The organism is Magnetovibrio sp. PR-2, from assembly GCF_036689815.1.
GTDB lineage: Bacteria > Pseudomonadota > Alphaproteobacteria > Rhodospirillales > Magnetovibrionaceae > Magnetovibrio.
Genome location: NZ_JBAHUR010000010.1, coordinates 23,158 through 47,603 on the forward strand (window position 1 = coordinate 23,158; position 24,446 = coordinate 47,603).

The 24,446-nt window shown below is 56.3% G+C and carries 23 protein-coding genes and 1 tRNA gene; 15 read left to right on the top strand and 9 right to left on the bottom strand.

Annotated elements, in window-relative coordinates; genetic code table 11:
- Window positions 1–47: 47 nt before the first annotated feature.
- A complete protein-coding gene (locus V5T82_RS12480) occupies window positions 48–971 on the bottom strand; it encodes a hydrogen peroxide-inducible genes activator (RefSeq protein WP_332895979.1) in 924 nt (307 codons plus the stop codon).
- A 117-nt stretch (window positions 972–1,088) separates the two neighbouring features.
- On the opposite strand from V5T82_RS12480, the gene V5T82_RS12485 reads away from it, so the two are divergent.
- The 14 genes from V5T82_RS12485 to V5T82_RS12550 all read left to right on the top strand — a co-directional run bounded on the left by V5T82_RS12485 (window position 1,089) and on the right by V5T82_RS12550 (window position 14,103).
- The gene (locus tag V5T82_RS12485) at window positions 1,089–1,586 is read left to right on the top strand and encodes a rubrerythrin family protein (protein ID WP_332895980.1); all 498 of its coding nucleotides are present in this window, start codon (window positions 1,089–1,091) and stop codon (window positions 1,584–1,586) included.
- Window positions 1,587–1,614: 28 nt separating this feature from the next.
- Window positions 1,615–1,791, top strand: a complete 177-nt coding sequence (locus V5T82_RS12490; RefSeq protein ID WP_332895981.1) for a rubredoxin — start codon at window positions 1,615–1,617, stop codon at window positions 1,789–1,791.
- A gap of 57 nt (window positions 1,792–1,848) precedes the next feature.
- Window positions 1,849–3,015: an FAD-dependent oxidoreductase gene (locus tag V5T82_RS12495; protein WP_332895982.1), complete on the top strand. Its 1,167-nt coding sequence runs from the start codon at window positions 1,849–1,851 to the stop codon at window positions 3,013–3,015.
- 313 nt (window positions 3,016–3,328) lie between these two features.
- The gene (gene rpmI / locus V5T82_RS12500) at window positions 3,329–3,529 is read left to right on the top strand and encodes a 50S ribosomal protein L35 (protein WP_332895983.1); all 201 of its coding nucleotides are present in this window, start codon (window positions 3,329–3,331) and stop codon (window positions 3,527–3,529) included.
- 31 nt (window positions 3,530–3,560) lie between these two features.
- A complete protein-coding gene (rplT, locus tag V5T82_RS12505; RefSeq protein ID WP_332895984.1) occupies window positions 3,561–3,920 on the top strand; it encodes a 50S ribosomal protein L20 in 360 nt (119 codons plus the stop codon).
- 88 nt (window positions 3,921–4,008) lie between these two features.
- Entirely contained in the window at window positions 4,009–5,085 is a 1,077-nt protein-coding gene (gene pheS, locus V5T82_RS12510) for a phenylalanine--tRNA ligase subunit alpha (RefSeq protein WP_332895985.1), read from the top strand.
- Window positions 5,082–7,505, top strand: coding sequence for a phenylalanine--tRNA ligase subunit beta (pheT, locus tag V5T82_RS12515; RefSeq protein WP_332895986.1), 2,424 nt, complete (start codon window positions 5,082–5,084; stop codon window positions 7,503–7,505). Before pheS ends, pheT begins: the two co-directional genes overlap by 4 nt.
- A 247-nt stretch (window positions 7,506–7,752) precedes the next feature.
- Window positions 7,753–8,283: a PAS domain-containing protein gene (locus V5T82_RS12520; RefSeq protein ID WP_332895987.1), complete on the top strand. Its 531-nt coding sequence runs from the start codon at window positions 7,753–7,755 to the stop codon at window positions 8,281–8,283.
- On the top strand, window positions 8,255–9,559 hold the full coding sequence (locus tag V5T82_RS12525) for a methyl-accepting chemotaxis protein (RefSeq protein WP_332895988.1): 1,305 nt from the start codon (window positions 8,255–8,257) through the stop codon (window positions 9,557–9,559). Before V5T82_RS12520 ends, V5T82_RS12525 begins: the two co-directional genes overlap by 29 nt.
- 167 nt (window positions 9,560–9,726) lie before the next feature.
- The gene (locus tag V5T82_RS12530) at window positions 9,727–10,884 is read left to right on the top strand and encodes an alpha-D-ribose 1-methylphosphonate 5-triphosphate diphosphatase (protein ID WP_332895989.1); all 1,158 of its coding nucleotides are present in this window, start codon (window positions 9,727–9,729) and stop codon (window positions 10,882–10,884) included.
- Between the two features lie 105 nt (window positions 10,885–10,989).
- Window positions 10,990–11,880 (top strand): phosphate/phosphite/phosphonate ABC transporter substrate-binding protein, encoded by an 891-nt coding sequence (locus V5T82_RS12535; protein WP_332895990.1) that lies wholly within the window; start codon window positions 10,990–10,992, stop codon window positions 11,878–11,880.
- A gap of 4 nt (window positions 11,881–11,884) precedes the next feature.
- Window positions 11,885–12,712 (top strand): phosphonate ABC transporter ATP-binding protein, encoded by an 828-nt coding sequence (locus V5T82_RS12540; protein ID WP_332895991.1) that lies wholly within the window; start codon window positions 11,885–11,887, stop codon window positions 12,710–12,712.
- Window positions 12,705–13,523, top strand: coding sequence for a phosphonate ABC transporter, permease protein PhnE (phnE, locus tag V5T82_RS12545; RefSeq protein ID WP_332895992.1), 819 nt, complete (start codon window positions 12,705–12,707; stop codon window positions 13,521–13,523). Before V5T82_RS12540 ends, phnE begins: the two co-directional genes overlap by 8 nt.
- 106 nt (window positions 13,524–13,629) lie before the next feature.
- Entirely contained in the window at window positions 13,630–14,103 is a 474-nt protein-coding gene (locus tag V5T82_RS12550; RefSeq protein ID WP_332895993.1) for a DsrE family protein, read from the top strand.
- Window positions 14,104–14,395: 292 nt separating this feature from the next.
- On the opposite strand, the gene V5T82_RS12555 is transcribed toward V5T82_RS12550, so the two are convergent.
- Window positions 14,396–14,472 (bottom strand) — tRNA-Arg (locus tag V5T82_RS12555).
- Between the two features lie 97 nt (window positions 14,473–14,569).
- Window positions 14,570–16,795, bottom strand: a complete 2,226-nt coding sequence (locus V5T82_RS12560; protein ID WP_332895994.1) for an esterase-like activity of phytase family protein — start codon at window positions 16,793–16,795, stop codon at window positions 14,570–14,572.
- Between the two features lie 369 nt (window positions 16,796–17,164).
- Between V5T82_RS12560 and V5T82_RS12565 the strand changes: the two genes are divergently transcribed.
- Window positions 17,165–17,461 carry a hypothetical protein gene (locus V5T82_RS12565; RefSeq protein ID WP_332895995.1) on the top strand — a complete coding sequence of 99 codons (297 nt, stop codon included), beginning with the start codon at window positions 17,165–17,167 and terminating at the stop codon, window positions 17,459–17,461.
- A gap of 14 nt (window positions 17,462–17,475) precedes the next feature.
- Here the strand turns inward: V5T82_RS12565 and V5T82_RS12570 are convergent, their stop codons facing one another.
- From V5T82_RS12570 to pip, 6 genes are all read right to left on the bottom strand, one after another.
- Window positions 17,476–18,846 carry a DUF1302 family protein gene (locus V5T82_RS12570; RefSeq protein ID WP_332895996.1) on the bottom strand — a complete coding sequence of 457 codons (1,371 nt, stop codon included), beginning with the start codon at window positions 18,844–18,846 and terminating at the stop codon, window positions 17,476–17,478.
- 3 nt (window positions 18,847–18,849) lie between these two features.
- Window positions 18,850–19,659 carry an outer membrane lipoprotein-sorting protein gene (locus tag V5T82_RS12575; RefSeq protein WP_332895997.1) on the bottom strand — a complete coding sequence of 270 codons (810 nt, stop codon included), beginning with the start codon at window positions 19,657–19,659 and terminating at the stop codon, window positions 18,850–18,852.
- Between the two features lie 16 nt (window positions 19,660–19,675).
- Entirely contained in the window at window positions 19,676–22,111 is a 2,436-nt protein-coding gene (locus tag V5T82_RS12580; protein WP_332895998.1) for an efflux RND transporter permease subunit, read from the bottom strand.
- Between the two features lie 11 nt (window positions 22,112–22,122).
- Entirely contained in the window at window positions 22,123–22,731 is a 609-nt protein-coding gene (locus tag V5T82_RS12585; RefSeq protein WP_332895999.1) for a TetR/AcrR family transcriptional regulator, read from the bottom strand.
- A gap of 115 nt (window positions 22,732–22,846) precedes the next feature.
- On the bottom strand, window positions 22,847–23,395 hold the full coding sequence (locus V5T82_RS12590; RefSeq protein ID WP_332896000.1) for an acyloxyacyl hydrolase: 549 nt from the start codon (window positions 23,393–23,395) through the stop codon (window positions 22,847–22,849).
- Between the two features lie 84 nt (window positions 23,396–23,479).
- Window positions 23,480–24,442: a prolyl aminopeptidase gene (gene pip / locus V5T82_RS12595; protein ID WP_332896001.1), complete on the bottom strand. Its 963-nt coding sequence runs from the start codon at window positions 24,440–24,442 to the stop codon at window positions 23,480–23,482.
- Window positions 24,443–24,446 lie beyond the last annotated feature (4 nt).

Consider the following 24,446-nt stretch of genomic DNA (forward strand, 5'->3'; position numbering starts at 1 on the left):
ATTGGGTGTGAAAATGATTTCACGAGAAAGCTTTATTGTTGCGCTGATCATGTCCGTTTGACCCGCAATCCCGCCATCCGTCCGCGCAAGTATGTGGCCAGAGCGGCAATGTCCAAATCCCGGCGAAACGTTTTGCGCCACACCAGGGAAATGGTTCGTGGTGCGCCGTCGGTTTTAAGCGGGCGCAGCACCAACGCCTTGGTGTTGATCATGCCCGACCCCAACGCGATGTCGGGCAAAAACGTTATGCCCAGGCCGTTCGCCACCATTTCGGTCAAGGTGTACAGGTTGGACGCCTCGAACTGATCGGGGTGATGTGCAAAGGGAAGTGCGCACGCCGCCAAAGCGTGATCGCGCAGGCAATGCCCGTCTTCCAACATCAACAGCTCGTCTTGCGGCAGGTCTTCAGGGGCAATGGATTTTTTGCGGGCCAGTTCGTGGTCTTTGGGTAGGGCCACCCAAAATGGGTCCTTGCCCAAGGCCATGGAATCGAAGTTCCCGGTGTCATAAGGCCGCGCGATGATGGCAGCTTCCAGATCGCCGCGGTGGAGTTGTTCGAGAACCTCTTCCGTCTTGCCTTCTTTCAAATACAGCTTCAAATCCGGATACGCCTGGCGCAGCCCGCTCAACACGCGCGGCAGCACGAACGGGCCGATGGTGGGGATGGTGCCCAACCGCATGCGGCCCGATAAAGGATTGCTCGCCGCCGACGCGGTTTCGGAAATGTCGCGGGCGCGTTCCAACACATCACGGGCTTTTTCAGCGATGTCCAAGCCCAGCGGTGTCGGCTTCACGGACCGGCGCGTGCGCTCCACCAATTCGGCCTGCAACAGGTTTTCCAGCTCGCGCAGGCCTGTGCTCAAGGTCGATTGGGTGACGTGGCAGCGTTCCGCCGCATGGCCGAAATGGCACAGGTCCACCACGGCGACCAAGTATTCCAGCTGGCGGATACTGGGCAGGTACACGGTCATCTCCATTAATCGATTTAATCAATAACTGAGAAGATTTTAATCAATTGGAGCGATTTGTGCAATCCCGCTAAGTTCTCTTCAACGCACACAGCAAACCAACACTGAGGAGAATTCAAAATGAGCAACAGCACCAAAAAATCCGTCACCATTCAAAACTTGGAAGCAGCCTTTGCAGGCGAATCCATGGCCAACCGCAAGTACCTCTACTTTGCCCGCGCTTGCCGCAAACTGGGCCGCGACGATGTTGCGGAAGTTTTTGAAAAAACTGCCGAACAAGAAACGGCTCACGCCTTCGGACATTTGGAACTGCTTTACCCGTCCAAAGAGCTCACCGTCGAACGCATGCTGGAATTGGCGGTCGAAGGGGAAACCTACGAATACACCGAAATGTATCCGAAGTTCCGCCACCTGGCCTTGGAAGAAGGCCGCATGGACGCGGTCGAAGAAATGGACGAGCAGATCGAAGAAAGCCGCGAACACGCAGAGATGTTCCAGGCCGTCTTGGAAAAAGCCGCCAAACGTTTTGATGCGCTTTCGCGCGTCGAAGAACGCCACGCCAACCACTACCAAAGCGTTTTGGACGGCGTCAAAGCCAAATCCGAAGCTGCCGAATAAAGCCAAAACTCATTGAAGGAGAAAACCTATGGAAGACCAAAAATACATCTGCGTCGTTTGCAACTTCGTCTATGACCCCGCCGTCGGTATGCCCGAAGACGGGATCCCCGCCGGAACCGCCTTTGCCGACATCCCCGACGATTGGGCCTGCCCCGATTGCGGCGTCTCCAAAGCCGATTTCGAAGTTTATCAAGAGGCCGCCTAAGGGGCGGCCTCCCCAACCCGGCCCGAATTTCGGACCTTAATCGGGGAGATCAGAACCATGACCACACAAACTCACAAAACAGACGTTCTTATCATCGGATCCGGCATGGCCGGCATGACGTTGGTTCGTGAACTGCGCAAGTTGGACGGCGAAAAGACGATCCACATGTTAACCGCCGACGATGGCGCGCAATATTCCAAGCCGATGCTGTCCAACGCCTTTGCGCAAAACAAGCGAGCTGAGGATTTGGTGCAAAAATCGGGCTCGGATTGGGCCGCTGAACAAAACGTCGTTCTGTCGACCAAGACCTGGGTGAGCGCCATCAACCGCACGGCAAAAACCGTTGTGGTGTCCGGCCCAAACGGGCGTGAAGAGATCGGCTACGACCAACTGGTCCTGGCCGTCGGCGCCAGCCCCCGGCCCTATGCTCCGCTGGGTGTTGCGCCGAAAGCCTTGCCCGCCGTCAACAGCTTGGCGGATTACGCCGCATGGCGCAGAGATATTCAGCTGGGCGATCGTGTCCTCATCGTTGGGGCTGGCCTGATCGGGGTCGAGTTCGCCAACGATTTGGCGGGGAGTGGGCACCAGGTCGACGTGGTTGACCCTGCACCGCATCCCTTGGGTCGTTTGTTGCCCTCAGAACTTGGTGTGTTGATGCAGGCCAAGTTGGTCGAGGTGGGTGTGACGTTCCATATGAACCAGTCTATCCAACATATGACGGACGGCGAAGCTCGCCTGACCAACGGTCAAGTGGTGGACTACGACCATGTGCTCAGCGCCATCGGTTTGGTGGCGAACACCGAATTGGCTGACGTGAGCGGTCTTCAGACCGAACAGGGCATTGTCGTCGATCCGTTCATGATGACGACAGACCCGCATATTTATGCCTTGGGCGATTGTGCTCAAACCAAAGTCGGTGTGCTGCCCTATATCCAGCCGTTGATGATCCAGGCGCGCGCCTTGGCGAAAACCTTGGCGGACGATCCGACCCCGGTGGTGATGCCAGCCTTGCCCGTGGTGGTGAAAACCCCAGCCCTACCCACCGTGGTCTGCCCGCCGCCGGCAGGGGCAGAGGGGTCTTGGGTTGTGGAAGGCGACGATGTGGATCGGCGCGCCGTGTTCCAAGGCGAAAACGGCCAAACCCTGGGCTTTGCGCTGACGGGCAAGGCCACCCAGGGCCGCATGAGTTTGGCCAAAGAGGTGCCGGATTTGTTGGCGGCCTGAGCCTAAATCTATCCCCCCGAACGGTTCGCGCCACCTCCCCCGCACGACCTTGATGGCGCCCCGTTCACCAGCCCCTCTTCCTTTCCCCCTGGGAAGAGGGGCTGAACTTTTGTGAAAGCCCAGATTTCCGGGGCTTTTTTGGTGTCTTTGGGCCTTGCCAAGGGGCTCAAGCTTCTGTATAACCGCGCTTTCCCAGCCAAATGGCCGGGAAATGACTACTGGTGACATGGCAGGGCATGCCTGGTTCACCTCTGAAAGCTAACGAAACACACCCTCTTCGGCCGTGTGTTCACAGAATTAAGGATAAAGCAAAATGCCCAAGCTGAAGACGAAATCCAGCGCGAAGAAGCGCTTCCGTCTGTCCGGGACCGGCAAGGTCAAATCCGGCAACGCCTACAAACGCCACATGTTGCGTCGTCGCTCTCAGAAAATGAAGCGCAAAGCACGCGGCACCATGATCTTGGCTGACCAAGACGCCAAGATGGTGTTGTCCTACATGCCGTACGCGAAGTAAGCGGCCCCCAGATTAGAGACGGAGAAAAAATATGTCCCGTGTAAAACGTGGTGTTACCACCCACGCCCGCCACAAAAAGGTCGTCAAAGCCGCTAAAGGCTATCGTGGCCGCAATTCCACCAACTTCCGCATTGCGATTGAGAAGGTCGAAAAAGGCCTGCAATACGCATATCGCGATCGTCGCACCAAAAAGCGCGAATTCCGTAAGTTGTGGATCCAACGCATCAACGCAGGCGCACGCCTGAACGGCATGAAGTATTCCACCTTCATGAACGGTTTGTCCAAAGCTGGCATCGAGCTGGACCGCAAAGTCCTGGCCGACATCGCTGTTCGCGAACCGGAAGCTTTTAAAAGCTTGGTAGAACAGGCCCAGGCCGCTCTCGCCAAGTAAAACACCGGATCATATTCGATCTGAGAGTTGTTCCGAGAGGGGCTGGCGCCTGCGCTAGCCCCTCTTGCTTGTTTTAGGGGAAGTTTAAGTGTCGGACACGGAAACATTAAAAGCTGAATTACTGGCTCAAGTCGAAGGTGCAAGTGACCTTCAGGCTTTGGAAGACGTGCGCGTCTCGGCGCTCGGGAAAAAAGGTGCCATCACCGCCCAGATGAAAAACATGGGCGCCCTGGCTCCGGAAGAGCGCAAAGCTGCAGGCCAAGCGCTCAACGCCTTGAAGGGTGAAGTGGCGAAAGCCATCGACGCCAAAAAGGTGGCGCTGGAAGACGATGCCCTGAACGCCAAACTGGTGGACGAGCGCATTGACGTGACGCTCCCGGCCCGCCCAGAAGACCAAGGTTTCATCCACCCCATCAGCCAAACCATCGAAGAGGCTGTGGCGATTTTGGGTGAAATGGGCTTTGAGGTTGCCGAAGGTCCCGAAATCGAAGACGATTGGTATAACTTCGGTGCTTTGAACATTCCCGACGATCACCCCGCACGCCAAGAACACGACACGTTCTATCTGCCCGGTGTCGGCGAAAAGGGCCGCAAAGTTCTGCGCACCCACACGTCGCCGGTACAAATCCGCACCATGTTGGACAAAAAGCCACCGCTGCGCATCATTGCGCCGGGCCGCACCTACCGTTGTGATTACGACGCGACCCACAGCCCCATGTTCCACCAGATCGAAGGTCTGGTGGTGGACGAAAAAACCCACATGGGTCACTTGAAGGGCTGCTTGATCGATTTCTGCCGCGCATTTTTCGGCGTGGACGATCTGCCCGTGCGTTTTCGCCCCAGCTACTTCCCGTTCACCGAACCGTCGGCGGAAGTCGACATCGGCTGTTCGCGCGAAGGCGGCGAGTTCAAGATCGGGCATGGCGAAGACTGGCTGGAAATTTTGGGTAGCGGCATGGTCAACCCGAAGGTTTTGGAAAACTGCGGCATCGATTCCACCAAGTACCAAGGCTTCGCCTTTGGCATGGGTGTGGAACGTCTGGCCATGTTGAAATACGGCATTCCGGATCTGCGCACCTTCTATGAAAGCGATCTGCGCTGGCTGCGTCACTACGGATTTAGCGCCTTGGATGTGCCAAGCATGGTCGGAGGGCTGAACTCATGAAATTCACATTGAGCTGGTTGAAAGACCATTTAGACACCGACGCCACCTTGGACCAAGTTTCCGAACGCCTGACCATGTTGGGTCTGGAAGTTGAAGGCATCGAAGACCGCGCGGCGGGCTTGGAAGACTTTGTCGTGGGTGAAGTGCTCACCGCTGAAAAACACCCGGACGCGGACAAGCTGCAAGTGCTCACCGTGTCCAACGGTGCTGAAACCCTGCAAGTGGTCTGCGGCGCACCCAACGCGCGTAAAGGTCTCAAAGGTGTGTTCGGTGGCGACGGCATGTATGTGCCGGGCATCGACTTCAAACTGAAACCCGCTACCATTCGCGGTGTGGACAGCAACGGCATGATGTTGTCGGAACGCGAAATGGGCTTAAGCGACGAGCACACCGGAATTGTCGAGCTGGACGCAGACGCCGAAGTCGGCGCGCGCGCCATTGACGTCATGGGCCTGAACGACCCCATCATCGAAATCGCCATTACGCCCAACCGGGGCGATTGCTTGGGCGTGCGCGGCATCGCGCGCGACTTGGCTGCCTCTGGGCTGGGTGCGCTAAAGCCGCTCGGCATCAAAGCAACTGAGGGCGCGTTCGAAAGCTCCATCGACATCAAGCTGGATTTCCCCGCAGGTGCCGAAGACGCCTGTTCGCAATTCGCCGGACGCTATGTGCGCGGTGTGAAAAACGGTCCCAGCCCCAAATGGATGCAAGAAAGATTGCTTGCTGTGGGATTGCGTCCGATTTCCGCGCTGGTCGACATCACCAACTATTCCACCATCGACCTGGGTCGCCCGCTGCACGTGTTCGACGCCGACAAAGTCACCGGCAACATCACCGCACGCTTGGCCAAAGACGGTGAAAAACTGTTGGCTTTGGACGGCAAAGAATATGAGCTGGACGACACCATGTGCGTCATCGCCGACGACGCCAAAGCCGAAGCCATTGCTGGCGTCATGGGCGGCGAAGAAAGTGGCTGCGGTGACGACACCGTCAACGTGTTTATCGAAAGCGCTATTTTCGACCCCGTGCGCACTGCTGTGACGGGGCGTAAGCTGAACCTGCAATCCGATGCGCGCTACCGTTTTGAGCGCGGCATCGACAACGACTTTGCCATTGACGGCATGGAAAATGCCACGCGCTTGGTTTTGGAGCTGTGCGGTGGTGAACCGTCAAACGCGGTCGTCGCAGGCGACGGGCCCGATTGGCAAGAAACCATCACCTTCCGTCCGTCGCGTGTTGAGGGGCTCACAGGTGTGGTGGTCGAAGAAGACGAGATGGAACGCATCTTGACCGTCTTGGGCTTTGACGTGGACAAATCCGACGCGGCTGCCTGGACTGTGAAAGTCCCAGCCTGGCGTGGTGACATGGTGGGTGAGGCCTGCATCGTGGAAGAAATCATCCGCGTGAACGGCTATCACAACATTCCCCACGTCTCTATGGAACGTGACGAAGCCCTGCCGCATCCGGCGTTGAACCCCGCCATGCGCAAACGCCGGTGCGTGCGCCGCACTTTGGCCGCGCGCGGCTTGGTCGAAGCGGTCACCTATTCGTTCCTGCCCAGCCAGCATGCCGAGTTGTTTGCAGGCGAGGCCGGCGTGCCCGACAGTGTGCGGCTGTCCAACCCCATTTCGACCGACTTGGACGTTATGCGCCCAAGCTTGTTGCCCAACTTGATTGCAGCCGTGGGGCGCAACGATGCCCGCGGTCACACCGACGGCGCACTATATGAAGTCGGTCCGCAGTTTGCGGGCGACGAAGTCAAAGACCAAACCTTGGTCGCGGCTGGTGTGCGTTCGGGCGACGCGATTGCCCGCAACTGGACGGGCACGGCGCGCACGGTTGACGCGTTTGACGCCAAAGCCGATGCTTTGGCGGCCTTGGAAGCTGCTGGTGCACCCGTTGACAACCTGCAGGTCTTCGCGGCCGAAGACGGCGTGCCCGGCTGGTACCATCCGGGTCGGTCCGGCACGCTGCGTTTGGGTCCGAAAACCATCTTGGCGAACTTCGGGGAAATCCATCCCGGAACGCTCAAAAAAATGGACGTCAAAGGCCCCATGGCGGCGTTTGAAGTGTTCTTGGACAACCTGCCCAAACCGAAGCCGAAAAAGAGCCAGGCGCGCCCATTGGTCAAACTTTCAACCTTCCAACCGGTCGAACGCGACTTTGCGTTTGTCGTGGATGCAGACGTGGATGCACAGCGGGTTATGCGCGCGGCGAAAAATGCCGATAAGAACCTGATCAGCGACGTGCGCCTGTTCGACGTTTATCAGGGCAAAGGTGTTGAAGACGGCAAAAAATCCATTGCTATCCAGGTTTCTTTACAACCGTTTGAAAAAACCATGACGGATGAGGACTTGGAAAAAGTCACCGCAATGGTCGTGGCCGCGGTCGTCAAGGCAACGGGCGGCGAGTTGCGATAACGCACTCAATCGTCATGTTTTATTAAGAAAAAGCTGTTCAGATAGGTCTGAGCGGCTTTTTTTATGAGGTATTTGAGGAATTTAGCTCAAAATCAAAAGAGAGTTTTTGTTGCATTCACCAACCATTCCTATATTTGTATTAGAGAATTTGACAAATCGAATCTGGTGGCGCTGGACGAAGTATTTGGTTGGTATGTTTTTGGGGTAAAAATACTCTGATTGAACATCTGAGATTGGGACACTCTAAATGGCACAAGAAGTTACCCTGACTGGGGTTGAACGGACATTTGCCGACGATGAGATCATCGTCAGCAAAACCGATACAACTGGGCGTATCATGTACGCCAACGATGTTTTCTTACGTTTGGCCAGCATGACAGAAGCTGAGACCATCGGTGCACCGCACTCGGTGATTCGCCATCCGCATATGCCGCGCTCTGTCTTTAAATTGTTGTGGGATACGATTGCGGCGGGCCACGAGATCTTCGCCTACGTCGTCAACCGTTCTAAAAACGGCGATCACTATTGGGTGTTGGCGCACGTCACGCCCAGCTTTGATTCCACCGGCCAGATCGTCGGCTATCACTCCAACCGCCGCACCGCCGATCGCGATACGCTCGAAAACGTTATTCAGCCGCTCTACAAACAGCTGTTGGATATTGAACAGAGCCATCCCAATCGCAAGGAAGGCATGAACTCAGCATTTAAAACGCTGGTCGGCATTTTGGAAGAAAAAGGGGTCAGCTACGATGAGTTCATCTTCTCTCTTCAACGCTAAGATCGTGATTATCATTGCCGGTGTCGTCGGTGTCATTGCCGAAATCGGTGTGTTCTTGGGCTTCAACCCAATCGTCGAAGAAATTCTCATCGGTGTTGGTGTGATTGCCGCCGGTGTGGGTTTGTTCTTCTTGACGAAAGTCGAAAAAGAATTGCGCCGCACCAAAGACGTCTGCCAAGCGGCCGACCGTGGTGATTTCGAAACCCGCCTGATCTACATCACCGAAGGCGGCGACATGGGCGGGCTGCAACATTCCGTCAACGCCATGATTGACCGTTCCGACGCTTACGTTCGTGAAAGCATGGCGTGCCTGAACTATGTTGCGGACAACAAGTATTTCCGCACCATTTTGACCAAGGGTATGATCGGCAGTTTCTTGAACGCCGCCAACACCGTGAATACGGCGACCAATTCTATGAAAACCAAGGTCGACAATTTTGGCACGGTGGCTGACGACTTCGAAGCCAACATGAAGCAAGTGGTCGAAACGGTTGCTTCGGCAGCGACGGAACTGCAATCCACCGCCCAAGGCATGGAAAGCACAGCGTCTTCCACGTCGCAACAGGCCACCACCGTGGCGGCTGCTGCGGAAGAAGCCTCGGCCAACGTGCAAACGGTGGCGTCGGCAGCGGAAGAGCTGTCCAGCTCCATTTCCGAAATTTCACGCCAAGTGGCTCAATCCACTCAAATTGCCAACACGGCTGTGGTCGAAGTGGACAGTGCCAACGACAAGGTTCAAGGCTTGGCCGAAGCCGCCAACAAAATTGGTGAGGTGGTCGCGTTGATTACGGACATCGCAGATCAGACCAACTTGCTGGCTTTGAACGCTACCATTGAGGCTGCGCGTGCTGGTGAAGCGGGCAAAGGCTTCGCGGTTGTGGCGTCGGAAGTGAAGAACTTGGCGAACGCAACAGCCAAAGCAACCGAGGAAATCTCCGCCCAAATCGGTGGCATCCAAGGTGCAACTCAAGACGCCGTCGGCGCGATTGGGTCTATTGGTGGCATCATCAACCAGATGAACGAAATCGCGTCCACCATTGCAGCTGCCGTGGAAGAACAAGGTGCGGCGACGCAAGAGATTGCACGCAACGTCGAACAAGCCGCATCCGGCACCACGGAAGTGACGTCTAACATCCAGCAGGTGACCCAAGCGGCTTCTGAAACCGGTGAAAGCGCACACGGAGTTTTGGGTGCGGCAGGCGAACTGTCGCGCCAAGGCGAAGTGCTGGGCACCGAAATGGACAACTTCGTCGTGGAACTGCGCAAAGTCGTTTAAGCGCCTCACCACAGACAATCTTCAAAGCCGGGCTCCTTTGGTTGGGGCCCGGCTTTTTTCTGTTTGAATGCGGATGAGTTTCGAACTTGTCTGCATCTTGTCATACCGGGGTCATGCGTACTGCCTACAACGTCTTTTTACGTTGAGACGAAACAGGCGAAAACAAAATGCTATCCATCACGGGCGGACGTGTGTTGTTGGCCGACGGCGAATTGGCCGAGGCTGACATTCAATTGAGCGGCGAGACCATCCAATCCATCGCAGCTGCAGGCGCACCTTCACAACAAACTTTGGATGCAGGTGGTTACATGGTGTTGCCCGCGATTATCGATCTGCACGGCGATGCGTTCGAACGCCAAATCATGCCGCGCCCGGGCGTGCATTTTCCGCTGGACCTGGCCCTTCAAGAAACCGACCGCCAAATGATCTCCAACGGCATCGCCACGGCGTATCACGGCATCACCTATTCGTGGGAGCCGGGCCTGCGCGGACGCGATACAGCGGTGGAGCTGTTGGCATCGCTTCAAAAAATACGCAACCGCTTGGTCTGCGACACCCGCGTGCACTTGCGCTGGGAAACCTATAACACGCCGGGTGTGGATGATGTTTTGCACTGGATGGAAAGCGGGCAAGTGGATTTGTTAGCGTTCAACGACCATGTAGGGCTGATCCAAGATGGTTTGGAAAAACCGCAAAAGCTTTCTAAGTATGCCGACCGCGCGGGCATGACAGGCGATGAATTTAAAGCCTTGTTCCAAGACGTTTTAAGCCGCGCGCCGGACGTGGAACCGGCTAAGGCGCGCTTGGCGGCGTGCGCCCAGAAGCACGCCATTGCGTGTGCCTCTCACGATGACGAATCGCCTGAGATGCGTGCGGGCTATCACAAGCTGGGCGTGGCGATATGTGAGTTTCCCGTCAATGCTGAAACGGCGCGTTTTTCCATCGATAACGGCGATCCGGTGGTCATGGGCGGGCCGAACATTTTGCGCGGGGGCAGTCACTGCGGGCGCTTGGATGCGGCACCGTCGGCGAAACAAGGGCTCTGTTCCATTTTAACGTCGGACTATTACTACCCGTCCTTGCTGCAAGCGCCGTTTCGATTGGTGCAAGACGGCATCGTCGATTTCCAAACGGCTTGGGACATGGTGTCAAAAAATCCGGCAAAGGCTGCTGGGTTGAACGATCGCGGCACGATTGAAGACGGACAGCGCGCAGACATGATCATCGTAGACGACAGCGATCCTGCGTGCCCGCGCGTCATGGCGACGATTGTTGCGGGCAAGCCGGTCTACATGTTTGACGCCGATTACCGCAAGTGTGCATGACGGTTCTGTGACGGAACTTTTGCAAATATGAAACGCAGACGTCACGGACTTGTTTCGTTTGTGGGTCAGTATGCTGAACCTTTTATTCCAATTCGGGGTGTAACTATGATTCGTAAACTACTTTCTGCAGCGTTTGTTGCTGCAGCTCTCTTTGGGTTCCAAGCCGCAGAGGCCGAAGCCAAAACCATCAAACTGGCTGTGACCGACTTGGTCGGCATGGAAGAACTGCAACGTGAATTCGGTGCGTTCACCAAAACCCTTTCCGACGCAACGGGCTATGACGTCGAGTTTTTGCCGGTGACCAATCGCACGGCGGCTGTTGAAGCGCTGCGCTTTAAAAAGGTCGATTTCGTTTTGACCGGTCCGGCGGAATACGTCGTGATCAAAAAACGCACCGACGCCAACATCGTCGTCGGCTTTTCGCGTCCGGACTACTTCGCGGTTTTGATCAGCCGTGCGGACAGCCCGTACACGCTGGCCAAACAGCTCAAAGGCCAAAAGGTCGCCATGGGCTCTGTCGGTTCCACGTCCAAGCACTTGGGCCCCATCCAAGCCATGGCTGACGCCGGCTTGAACCCCATCGACGATGTCAAAGTCATCAACACCAAAATTCCGGTGGCTTGGGAAGCTTTGAAAAAGGGTGACGTTGCTGCCGTCGGTATGAACCATCTGAAGTTCTTGAGCATGCGCAACAAAGAACTCGCCAAAGGTGGCATGCAGCCGGGTGACTTCCGCGTCATTGGCCGCGGTCCGGACCTGCCGAACGACGTTTTGATGGCTGGCCAACACGTTGACGCTGACGTTGTCGAAACCGTGCGTAAAGCTTTCGTCGAAAAATCCGACGACTTGATCGCTGCGATTTTGCACGGCGAAGACAACCAAAAATACAAAGGCATGGCGTTCTTGGACACCATCAAAGATGCGGACTACAATTATGTCCGTGCCATGTACAAAACCGCCGGTTATCCGGAATACTCTGAATTCATCGGCGACTAAGGCGATGGATTCGTTTGCAGAGCACGTTCCGCTCGACAGCGAAACCGTAGGGGAGGGTCCGGCCAACACCGGGCTCTCCTCGACAGGTTCGGTGGCGCTGAAAGTGGAAGGATTGCGCAAGACCTTTGGCGACGGTTCGGTAGAGGTCTTTCGCAATGTCTCGTTCGAAATCCCCGAAGGCCAAGCGGTCGCCTTGATCGGCGCCAACGGTGCGGGCAAGAGCACACTGCTGCGGTGCTGCTTGCGTTTGATCGAACCCGATGAAGGCAAGATCCTCATCAACGACACAGACCTTTCGACCCAAAGCGGGCGCGCGCTGCGCAAGAGCCGGGCCCGTGTCAGCTTTGTTTTTCAAAAACACAATTTGGTGCCGCGCTTAAGCGTGCTGTCCAATGTCTGTCACGGCAGCTTGGCGCGCGGACAGGGTGCTCGTGCGTGGTTCCATGGCTTCTCCCGTGCTGAAGAACGCGACTACGCGTATTATTGTTTGGAACAAGTGGGCTTGGCCGATTTGGCCGCGCGCCGGGCGGATCATTTGTCCGGTGGACAGTCGCAACGCGTGGCCATTGCCCGCGCGTTGATGCAGCGCCCGGAACTTCTGTTCGCGGACGAGCCAACGGCAAGTCTGGACCCATATGCTGGCGAAGAGATTATGGAGCTGTTTCGCGATCTCAACCAACGCCATGAACTGACCTTTGTGTTCGTGTCTCATGATTTGGAACACGCGCTGGGCTATGCCGACCGGGTGTTGGGGCTCAAGGACAAAGGCTTGGCATTGGACAGCTCGACCCATGAACAAACCCTAGAATCCTTAAGGGGGCTTTATGGCTGATCCCAAATCCATGGCGGCGCATTTGCCGGTGCGCTTTGACGCGCCCAGTCCCGTGCGCGCCGCTGCGTTTGCCTTGTTCTTGGGCTTTTTCATGTGGTCGTTGGTGGGTGCGGAAATCTCCATCAACGATTTGTTGATGGGCATTCCCAACATGGGCCAAATCGCGTCCGAAATGGTGCCGCCCGCAACCGACCGCTTTATGCCGATGCTCAAATCCGTCCTGGTGACGTTTCAAATGGCGTTGGTGGGCACCGTGATCGGTGTCATCTTCAGCATTCCCTTGGCCGTGTTGGCGGCGCGCAACTTAACGCCGCATCCCTGGGTTCAAACGGTGGTGCGCGGATTGGTGAGCTTCTTTCGCACCGTGCCCGATTTGGCCTGGGCGCTGTTTTTTGTGGTGTCAGTGGGCTTAGGGCCCTTTGCCGGGACCTTGACCATCATCGTTGACACCATTGGCTTTTGCGCGCGCTTTTTTGCCGAAAACATGGAAGAAACCGACCCCGGGCCGGCGGAAGCCTTGTCCGCCATCGGCGCCAGACGCATCGACATCGTGGTCTGCGGTGTCCTGCCCGCAGCCCTTCCGGCCATGACCAACACCACGTTGTTCGCCTTGGAAAAGGCGGTGCGCTCGTCTGTCGTGCTTGGACTTGTGGGCGCAGGCGGCATTGGGGCGGAGCTCGCGGTGTCCATGGAAATGTTCCGCTACGACCAAGCGGCGATGATCGTGATGATGATCTTCGTGCTGGTGTTGAGCGTCGAACGGTTCAGCTCGGCCGCGCGTAACCGGTTGATTGAAGGCCAAGAAGGCTAAAGCTTTTTTCAGCTTGAAAACGTTTTCCCGACTCCCAACTTAGAATGATAATTAATACAAATTAGCAAAAATCATTCGTGTGTCAGAGGAACGGGAGGCATTTACAATGCGTATCATGACACTTATCGCGGCCTTTGTGGTCGCGGTTTCGCTGGGGGCAAGCCCCGTGTTGGCCGAGGGTTACGGCAAGCAAAAGGTCGTCTATCACATCAACTATAGCGACGCGAATTCTCAAGCCGGAGCTTTGCGCAACATCCAAAACCACATCAATGCTGTGGGTGCGGACAACCTGGACCTTAAGGTCGTTCTGCACGGCGCAGGCCTGACGTTGTTGTTGGAGCCGGACGCAATCGCCAACACCAAAATGAAAACGGGCAACGCCACGGATGCGATTGCGGCCAAGATCACTGGGCTGAAGGGGCAAGGCGTTGGCTTTCATGTCTGCGCAAATACGCTGAAGGGCAAAAAAATCAGCTACGAAAACGATCTGTATGATGTGGGTGATGAAGACATCGTTCCCAGCGGCGTCGCCGAACTCGCCAAGCTGCAAGCAGAAGGCTACACCTACATCAAGCCTTGAGTGAAGGGAGTGGGGAGCTGTCTACTCGGATTCAAGTGCGCGGCATTGATCTAAAGTCAGCTCCCTTCGCTGAACCTCGTTTACAAATCGTTGGTAGTCGTCGCCCGTGCTCCAAGAATGAGTTGCCGGCCTGTAGGCGTGATAGCATATGGCTTTGTCTGAAAAGCCCTCTAAGCTTTCAGCCAAATACATATTCGTATTTTCTGCGCACGCTGACACGGTCATCACGGCGACGATGAGAAACGTCCTGATCATATGTCCCCCCCTTCTCAAATTCTCTTCCGGGTAATAATGGTGCGCCCGGCGAGATTCGAACTCACGACCCCCAGATTAGGAATCTGGTGCTCTATCCAACTGAGCTACGGGCGCACACTCTCAGCTTGATAGCGTCTTTCTCGCCCAACTTCAACGCCCAACAAAAAAGCCCGGAGCGTGAGCTCCGGGCTTTGATGTGTGCGGCGTGTGCTTAGTTCAGCTGTGAAGCTTTGCCCAAGTCCAACAGTTGGGTTTCGCCGGTTGCGTCGTCCACACCGTCGTTGTCGGTGACCGCGATCAAGCGGCCGTCGGCGGTGACGGCCAAGCCTTCGACTTTGTCCGGGGTCCAGCCGTGGTTGGCGGACATAGCGGGCAGCAGATCAATGGCCATTTTCTTTTTCAACACCGGAAGCTCGGTGCCGATGGCCGCAGGTGTCACACCGTCCAAAGAGACCGTGTAGACCTGTTTGATGGCCGCAAACGGACCGCCTTGGTTGTCACGCTCGATGATGGCGAACTTCTTGCCGCCCAGGTGCGTGATTTCGGACAGGCCGACCCAGCCACCGGCTTTGCTTTTCGGTGTGTTCAATGGGTAGTGCACAAAGCCCCAAGAACCGTCTTTGGGGTTGTAGATGCCCAGCTTCACCAAGCCTTTCGGATCGTCTTTCCATTCGCGTTGAACCGCGACGATGACGCGGGGCTCTCCGTTCATGTCAAACTCGGCCACACCTTCTAAGCTAAAGCGTTTGGCTTGCGCCACCAGAGCTTCGGGCAAGGTGATTTCTTGTTTGATGGTGCCGTCGGTGGCGACGTTCAGCAACAAGTGATCCATCTTTTTCTTGGCATTGCCTTCGCTGGACAGCCAATAGCCACCGGCCTTGCTGACCGCGATGCCTTCCAAGTCATAGCGCGCAGCCTTGCCGCCTTTGAGATCGACGTGAGAGACGATCTTCGCCGGTGTTGCGTTCACGTCCATGGTGAAGATGCGGGCTTTGTCATAAAAGCTGTCGGACACGGCATACACCACGCCGGACTTTTTCAAATCACCCGCAAGGCCGGACAAGGCACCCCAACCGATGGGCGCACCGTTTTTCGGGTCTTGTTCCGACACGACGGTCGGGTATTCAGCGGATTGGGCGTCGTAGCTGTAAACACCGACAGCCGCGCGGACTTTGTCTTTGACGTCGTCTTTTTCGTTGGCGACGAAGAATAGGCCGCGATCACCCAACGCCAGCAGACCTTCGGGTTTCACGTGGGTCGGCAGGAACTGTTTGAATTCCGGCTTGGCGCCTGTGTCTTTGTAAACAGCGACGAAGTTGGCGCGTTCGGAGTTCACGAAGATCAAGGTTTCGCCGTTGAATGTGCCGACAGCGACGCCTTCGGGCTCGGTGCCTTTTTTGTGTGCGCGTTTGGACGGGTAGTGACCGTGGCTCATGGCCATGTGTTCCATGTCCGCACCGCTGTCATACAGCACGTCGCCTTTGGTGTTGAAGATGGAAAAGCCGCGCGAGCCACCGTTCATGTCGCCTTCGTTGGCGGTGACGAAGCGTTCGTCATCGATCCAAGCAACGGCGTCCGGTTCACGCGCAACGTCCTTGATGGATCCGGAAGCATCGCTCAAACGTGCTTTTTTGACCGGGATGTGATCGGCGCTGGAAGAGCCTGCGGAGAAGTGGCTGGTGACTTTGCCGGACTTCAAATCGACGATGGCGATGTGGTTGTTTTCCTGCATGGTGACGACGGCTTGGTTTTTGGTGTTGATGGACACGAATTCCGGTTCCGGATCCGTCGGCGCGATTTCAGCCAGGCCGGTCATGTCGACCATGCGCGCTTTGTCGCAATTGATCGGCATGCCTTGACCGTCCAGATCGAAGATGGCGAGGCTGCCTGCTGGGGCTTGCGGGATCGCGCCGTCGTTCAAATCTTCGTCACGTTCGTTTTCAATGGCGATGGCCACGTACTTGCCGTTGGGGCTGATGGCGACGGAATCGGGCTGGCCGCCGACGTCACAGGTTTTTTTGACCATGTGCATGCGGATGTCGACCACGGCCAAGTGACCGGAGGGTTTGACGTAGCTTTCGGACGTGTTCACGCCAGCCAAAGCATGGCGGCCCGTGATGGCGACGGAGGTCGGCTCGCCACCCAACTTGGTGCGGCCAAGGGTTTTCAGGTTCGCCGGGTCCGCAGCGTCCAAGAACACCAAGTCGGAACCGGGGCCGTCGGTGAAGGCCAAGGTCTTGCCGTCTTTAGAGGCCGAAATAATTTCAGCAACGGTTTCGGTTTTCATGTCCGTGCCTGCGGGCAGGGTTTCGTAGACCGGCAAGGTGGCGGTGCGGCTGAAGAACGGGCCTTTCGCATCGGCATGGGCCGAAGAAGCTGCGGCGAGGCTCACGGCCAGACCCAGCGTCCCGATGAGATGACGTCGAAAAGTCGGCATCTAAGTGACTCCTTTTGAAGAAAAATAAAAAAGAAGCGTAAGAATCTTGGGGCACCTTGTGGTGACAGTTGCGTGAACTTTTCATGATCGACAAGCCAGTTCACGAAAATGTGAACACGCTTGTCATAAAACTCTCCAAGTTTTTGAAGGATTTAGCGAACCACTGTCATAATTGTGCAAAATTTCACTGGTGTTGAACGCGGTTACCCCCAATGCTTTAAAGGACAAGGCAATCGCGTCAGGGCGCATCGCAAAGCGCGCAGGGGCTTCGATTCCGCCTTTTCGCGCACTCGTCAGTGAGTGCATGCCTCGACAGGAGAACCTGCAATGCAAAACCTAGACATAAAAATTAGGCGGAGCTTCAGCGTCTTGGCACTCGGTGCAATGGTTTTCGGTGCAGCCGCACTGATGGTACCGGATAGCGGTTGGGCCGAGGGCCCAGCCACGTGTGCAAGTCGCGACAAGGTCGTGACGGCGCTTTCGGAAGTCTATGAAGAAAACCCCGTGTCCATCGGTTTGACCGATGAAGGCTCAGTCATCGAAGTGATGGCGTCCAACGATGGCTCTTTTACCATCGTGGTGACACACCCCAACGGCATCACGTGCCCGTTGGCTGCGGGTAAGGCTTGGCAAGCGTTGCAAGTCGCCAATGGTGACGGTGTCTAAGGTCAGCCCTTAGACTAGAAGCTTTTTTTGAGTTCCACAAAGACCCGGTCGTTATCGCCCAGGCCCTTAAACGGTGTGCGCGTGCCGTCGTGATAGACGGTGACGCCGCCCGAAAGCGTGAGCGCGTCGGCCAAATCGTATTCCACAACGCCGCGCGAAAACCCGCCCCCAGTCGTGAGTGGAGAAATGCGGGTGGTGAGCAGCGTGACGTTTAAGCGGTCATGCATGAAGTCTGCGCTATAGCGCAGGGCATATTCTTGAGAATCTTCCTTGAGGCCTTCTGCGCTCAGCGCCGCGCTGTAATCCCACAGATGGCGGTTGACGACTTCAAAGCTAATGGTGGTGTCCGTAAATCCGGTGTAGTCCACACCCGCCAACACGTCGGTGCGGGCAAAGTCTTGGCTTTGCAGGCCAAAGGTTTCAAGTCCAGTTAAGTGCGCCGCTTCGCCTTTGGCCAACCAGTTGCCAAGTGCGACGGCGGTGCTCACACCGGCCATGGTGATGCGCGCGTGGTGGATTGTGGTCTCGCCATTGATGGTCTTCTTTGCACCGCTGTCGTCATAGACGTTGGCGGCGTGAAAGGCCAAGTCCCAGCCGGAAAAGTTGCCGCTGAGCCGCCCTGCTATTTCCGCATTGCCCAGTCCGTCACGGGGAACCAGCTGATCGGTGGCCGCACCGTTTTGAGAATCGTAAGCCGAGTAAGACGGCGCGAATTTGTTAAAGCGGATGTGCGGGATCACCAATCCCGTTGCCGTCCACGGCCCGGTGACATAATCCATGCGCGCCATGGCGAGGGGTAAGCGCACGTCTTCGATGTCGACCATGCCCAACTCGCGCCGGTCCAGCGGGTTGATCAAATCCACGACGCGCAGATTGTCCGACGTGCCCCAGACGATGGTCTGGCGTCCGACGGTGAGCTCAACGTCGTTGGTAATTTCGCCACTTAAGTACAGCTCGCCTAAGTTTACATCCTTTTCGAACGATCCTTTGACGGTGTCATTGTAATCGCCCCGGCCCTTAATGGTGTAGACCAGTTCATGGGCCGCGCTGATTTCACCTAAGAACCGCACGGGGTGATCGAAGGTGTCGGTGAGATCGCCTTTGAGCTTAAACGTCAGCTTGGGCCGCGCCCGGCTCAAACCGCGTTTGTCGCTTTCGCCGGAAGCGGGTTCGTTTTGGGTATAGTCATAGGCTGCGGAAAAGGACGCGCTGCCGGATAGCTCCCAGTCGGAAGGCGGGGCCAGTTCTTCCACGTCTGTGGGCTGGGTGGTTTCCAGCTCTTCAAAGCCGCCCAGGATGTCGTCGAGGTCTTCTTGCGCAGACGCACCCGTCCCGGCGAACATCGCTAGGGTGGTGAAGGCAAATAAGGTGCGTTTGGCGATCATCGCTTAGAGACCCTTTTCCAAACGGCGCAAGGTGAACAGGCTTTCGTCCAAGTCTTGATTGTATTGGGTGCCGATGAAGCTGAGCTCGGTGCCGTGTTCGGTGACTTTGTTTTTCTTCGTGGTCATGGTCATGCGCGTGATGGTCCAGATGCCGTCGATGAGCTCCAGGCCGCTGACGTCTAAATACTTGAGCTTGCCACCCGTCGCCGTCCAGTTGACGCCGCGCACCACGACAAAATTGTCTTTGCGCACAAACAGGACGGATTTTTTGTAGCCGGTCTCGTCAATTTCTGCCTTGGTTTTGGGCAAGGCTTCTATGACCCAAGTGTCGGCGTTGTGGACCTTGGCTTCTTTTAAGATTTTGAAGTCATAGGCGTCTAAGTTCTTGCGCGTCATGTCGGAATAATTGAAATCCGATCCCATGAAGCTGCCGGACTTGTCGGAGCTGGCAATGCGTTTGGTCTTTTTTAACGCAGGTAAGTAAAGCCACTGGTCATCGTCTTTTTCATAAGCGTCATAGTCATAGGTCAAAAAGCCCGTGTCTTTGACGTCTGCGGGTTCTATGAAAAACATGATGCGTCGCCGGTCTTCTTCACCCTTTTCATTGATCAAGTCCTTGTCGAAGGACTTCATATGGCGCATGCGTTGATTGCCGTTTTTGTCCAGCAAGAGCATGCGCATTTGCGAAATCCGGTTGTCGCCATCGTCACGGTCGTCGACTTTCTCCATGATTTCACGCGCCGTCAAATCGGCGGCGTGTGCGGGAAGGGCAAACACCAGGGCGGTGAAGACAAAAGCAAGGATGTGTTTCATGAAGGTTTCTCCGGTCTCAATAATCTTTATCGTCGGGGATCAGGTGGGCTTTGTCCAACACACGCATCAAGGCCGCAGCCAAGAACGTGTCGGCCAACAAGGCCAAGATGATGGCCGTGCCCGTCAACCAACCGAAATTGAACAGGTTGTGCATGATCGAAAACATGTAGATGAAGAAGCCCAGCGCCAACACCACCGACGTCACCAACATGGCGCGCCCGGTGCCCAGCAAAGTTTCTTTCACCGCGATTTCAACACTGCCGGTGTCATGGTGATAGCGGCGGTAGTTGTGCATGAAGTGGATGGTGTCATCCACCGCCAGACCAATGGCGATGGAGCCGATCAACATGGTGAAGATGTCCAACGGCACACCCAACCAGCCCATCATACCCAACGTGACGACGATGGGGGTTAAGTTGGGGATCATGCTGACCAGGCCGTAACGCACGTTGCCCAAGAACGCGATCATCATCAAGCCGATCACGCCTGCGGCAATGACATAACTTTCCGCCATGGAATAAATGGTGGCTTGCATGGTGCGGCCCAACAGGGCGTTCATGCCGGTGACCGTTAGCTTCACACCATCGCCCAAAGTTTCTTGGAACGTGTCGATCAGTGTTGCGTCCAAATCTTGTAAATAGACCGAATCGACCCACGGCATTTTGATGGTGAAGCGCGCGTGTTGGAACTGGCTGTCGACGAAGTCTTCCATGTCGTCAGAGCCGGAGTTTTCAAACAAAAACAGTTCCTGCGCGATCAAGTCGCGGTTGTCGGGAATGGCGTAGTGGGCTTGATCGTTGGCGTGCAGCGCTTTGTTGGATTCTTTCAAGATGTCCGCCAGCGATAGGGTTTTGCCGATGGTGATGTGATCCATATTCAGGCCTTCGACCTTGGGGCCGAGGGCGTCCAGGCCTTTCATGACGTCGGGTGCATACAGTCCATTGGTTTCGCCGGTGTCGACCAGAACTTCGATGGTGCTGGCACCTTTGAGGCGTTGGTCGATGAAATCCAGGCCAGCCCGCGAGGGCTCGGACGTCGGAATCCAGGTGAACGGCTGGTGGGAAAAGCGAAGCTGCGTGATGCCGCCAAAGGCGAGGGTCAACACGATGGCGGAGACGCTCAAAATCAACCACGGTTTGGCGGTCGAAAATGCGGCGACCCCAGTGAGCAATTTATCCATGCGTTCATGGCGTTCATTGGCCCGCACGGATGATTTGGCTTTCAGTGGTAATAGGCTCAACGCGGCAGGCAAAAACGTCAGGTTTAAAAACAGCGACAACATGATGCCGGCCGACGCGATCACGCCCAAATCGGCAATCGGTGCGACTTCGGCGCCTGCGAACGACGCCAAGCCCGCCGCAGTGGTTAAGGACGTCATGACGATGGGCAGGCCCGAATGGCCCATGGCGTAGACCACACTGTCGTGGGTGCTGGACCCTTTTTGCACTTGGCGAAAGAAGATGGCGAGCAGGTGAACCGACGCCCCAACCCCAACCGCCAACAAGAATGACGGCAGAATTTGCATCGGCAAGGTAAAGGCGCGTCCCGAAAGCGGGATCAGGCCAAGCGTGCCCAACAGCGAGAAGACCACCACCAAAATGGGCAGCACGACGCCACTGGGGCGGCGGAACATGACCAATAGAACCAGCGCAATGACGCCGATGCCGGACAAGGTAAACCGTTTCATGTTGGTTTGCATGTTGCGTTTTAAGGTGTCCGCCACAACCGGGGAGCCGGAGACATAGACTTTAAAGCCATCGGCCTCATACGCGTATGCAACGTCTTGCACCACACCGACCAGTTCGGAGTTTTCCGCGTCGGTGAGGAACTTGCGCTGTGCAGGCGGGGCTTGGGCGGGGCTGTCGAAATCGTCAAAGCCGTCCAGGGCATCGTCCATGGTTTGGCCTTCGGAGCTATAAGCGTCGGTGCGAATGACGATGGTGGCGATGGTGTTGTCGTCCGACATGACGGTGTTGATCATCAGCGGATTGTCGGCGGCGCGTTTGCGCTTTTCATCCACGCGCTGCAAATCGTCCGGCCAGTTTTCGAATAGGTCTTCGACCAAAAGTTCGTCTTCGCGCCCAAACGTGTTGCGCGTGTTGATCAGGCTGGTGATGTCGTCCAGGTACGGGGTTTTTGCTTCCAGCTCGTCATGCAGCAGCTTGAATTTTGTCAAGAACGCCGGATCGAAGATGTCGCCGGTTTCCACCGCTACGATGACCAGCTCGTCGCGCCCAAACTGATCGCGAAAATCGTTGTAGGCCAAAAGTGCTGGGTCGTCGTCGTGCAAAAAGCTTTCGGTGGCCGTATCCATCACCAGCTTGGGCAGGTTGGAGGCAAGCCCACCCACAACCGCGAGAGACAGGATCAAGACGATCCAAGCCCGGCGGGTGATCCAGCGGCCAAAGGCCTCAAAGCCGTCTTCAACGCGTTGGCGAAGTGTTTGTACCATGTGGGAGTTCCTTACCTGCGCACGCCGGACATCAGCATTTCAGCGATGGTGTCGGCCGCGTCTTCCATGGAAAGTTCGGTGTTGATGTAAGACCCTTCGGGCGCATTTTGCGCCACCCGGCGGCGAATGGGGCCGTTGCAGGCATACAGCGTGCACCCGCCGACCAAGGCCATGTGCAGCAAAAACGGGTTGGTGGGTTTGAACACACCGTCTTCGACGCCTTGGGCAACGATCTGTTCAAGTGTGCCGACGATGCGCCCCATCAGGGGTAAGACCGCGTCGGGTAAATTGCGCCCGCCATCGGCGATTTCGCGCAGCATGATCGCGCCAAATTGTTCCGGGGTTTTTTCCTTCATCACAATGCGGGCGAAGGTGCGCAGGCGCTCTTCGGGGGCCTTTACGGTTTCGAGCATGTCTTCGAGCTGTCGAACTTTGGCTGTAAAAATACGGTTGAGGACTTCTGCCCACAGGGCGTCCTTATCGCCGATGCGATAGTACAGCGTCGCTTTGTTGACGCCTGCCGCTTTGGCGATTTCATCCACCCGCGCGCCGTCATAGCCCTTTTCGCCAAAGGCTAAGGTGGCGATGTCGAGAATCTCGTCCGTACTGGGTTTGCCCATGATGTTTTCAACCAACTGGTTTAACCGTCTGGTTGAAAATTGAGCGAAGACGCAAAAAGAGTCAAGCCGCGATTATACGACGTGTTGCATGTGCTTGTTTTGAAAGCGTTGTTTCTTAGTCGAAGAAGTCCACAGGCACGGAATAATACAGCATGGCTGATTCCGTTCCGGGGTTGGTTGCGCCTAAGGATGCGTTGGAATAGTGCGAAACCGCCAAGCCCAGACGTGAGCGGTTGTCGAAGCGGTACGCGACTTCCAACTGAGAGCGGAATTCTAGGGCGTAGTCCAAATCCAGCTTGTCATTGCCGCCATTATAATAATGCGGGGCGAAGCTGGGGGTGACGACAAAGCGCTTGCCCCAATAAAGATCGGTCAAAACACCCGCGCCGACAAAAAAGCTCGACGAGCTGGTCGCCCCGGCTACAGCTGCAAAGGGCTTTAAGAAGCCGAAGTATTTCGTCTCACCACGGTATTCGAGGCGGAACTCAGCGCCTTGGTCTTTTTGACGGTTAAAGTCATAGGCACCGGCGGCGATGGAGATAAAGGCCGGGTCGTCGGCTTGGGCAGCAGGGGCGAAGGCCAAGCACAATCCGGCCAATCCTAAGCACGCGCCTAAGGCCGTTTTGGTCATGGATTTAGCGGTTTTAACGGTGTTGCGGCCCATCGGTCGCCCCCTTGCAAATCAATCTCACGATGTTGGTCGCATTTAACGGGAAAAAGGCACGAAAATCAACGCCCGGGTGCTGATTTAGCCAAGATCGTCTGCCAAAGCGTCTGCCGCGCGGGTGATGGCTGTGGCAATCCCGGGTTCCATGCCCGAGTGTCCAGCGTCTGAAACCACCACCAAATCGGCGTTGGGCCACGCTTCATAGAGTTCGTGGGCGGTGTGGAACGGGCAGACAATGTCATATCGTCCCTGCACGATGATGGCGGGCAGATGGGTGATGGCCGCCAAGCGGTTCATCAACTCACCAGGCTCCAAGAACATGGAATTGCGGAAATAGTGCGCCTCGATTCGCGCCAAAGTTAGGGCGTAATGATCGAACGAAGGCGAAGCCTTGGGCGTGGCGTGGGGCAGCAGTGTGGAGCACTGGCTTTCATAAGACGCCCATGCCCGTGCCGCGGGCAGGTGCTCGCTGGCGTCGTCGCTGAACAGTTTTTCACAATACGCGTCGAACAGCTCGGCCCCATCCATATCACCGATATGGGCCCGGAACGCCGCGTAGTTTTCCGGAAAAATCTTGCCCATGTCGTTCAAGAACCAGTCCACCTCTGCGTCCGTGCCCAAAAACACGCCGCGCAGCAAAAAGCCCAGGCAGCGGTCCGCATGGCGGGTGCCATAGGCCAACGCCAAGGTCGAGCCCCAAGACCCGCCCGCAACCATCCATTTGTCGAGATGGAGGTGTTTGCGTAGCTTTTCCATATCCTGGACCAGATGGTCGGTGGTGTTGTGTTTCAGGCTGGCATAGGGGAGCGAGCGTCCGCTGCCGCGTTGGTCGAACAAGACGATGGCGTATTTTTCCGGATTGAAGTATTGGCGTTGTGACGGCACGGTGCCGGCACCGGGCCCACCGTGCAAAAACACCACGGGGATACCATCCGGGTTTCCAGAGATTTCGTAATAGATCATATAGCCATCGCCAACATCCAACATGTCGGCGACAAACGGTTTGATCGGGGGGTAGAGGTAGGGTCCGCGGTTGCTATCCATAGGC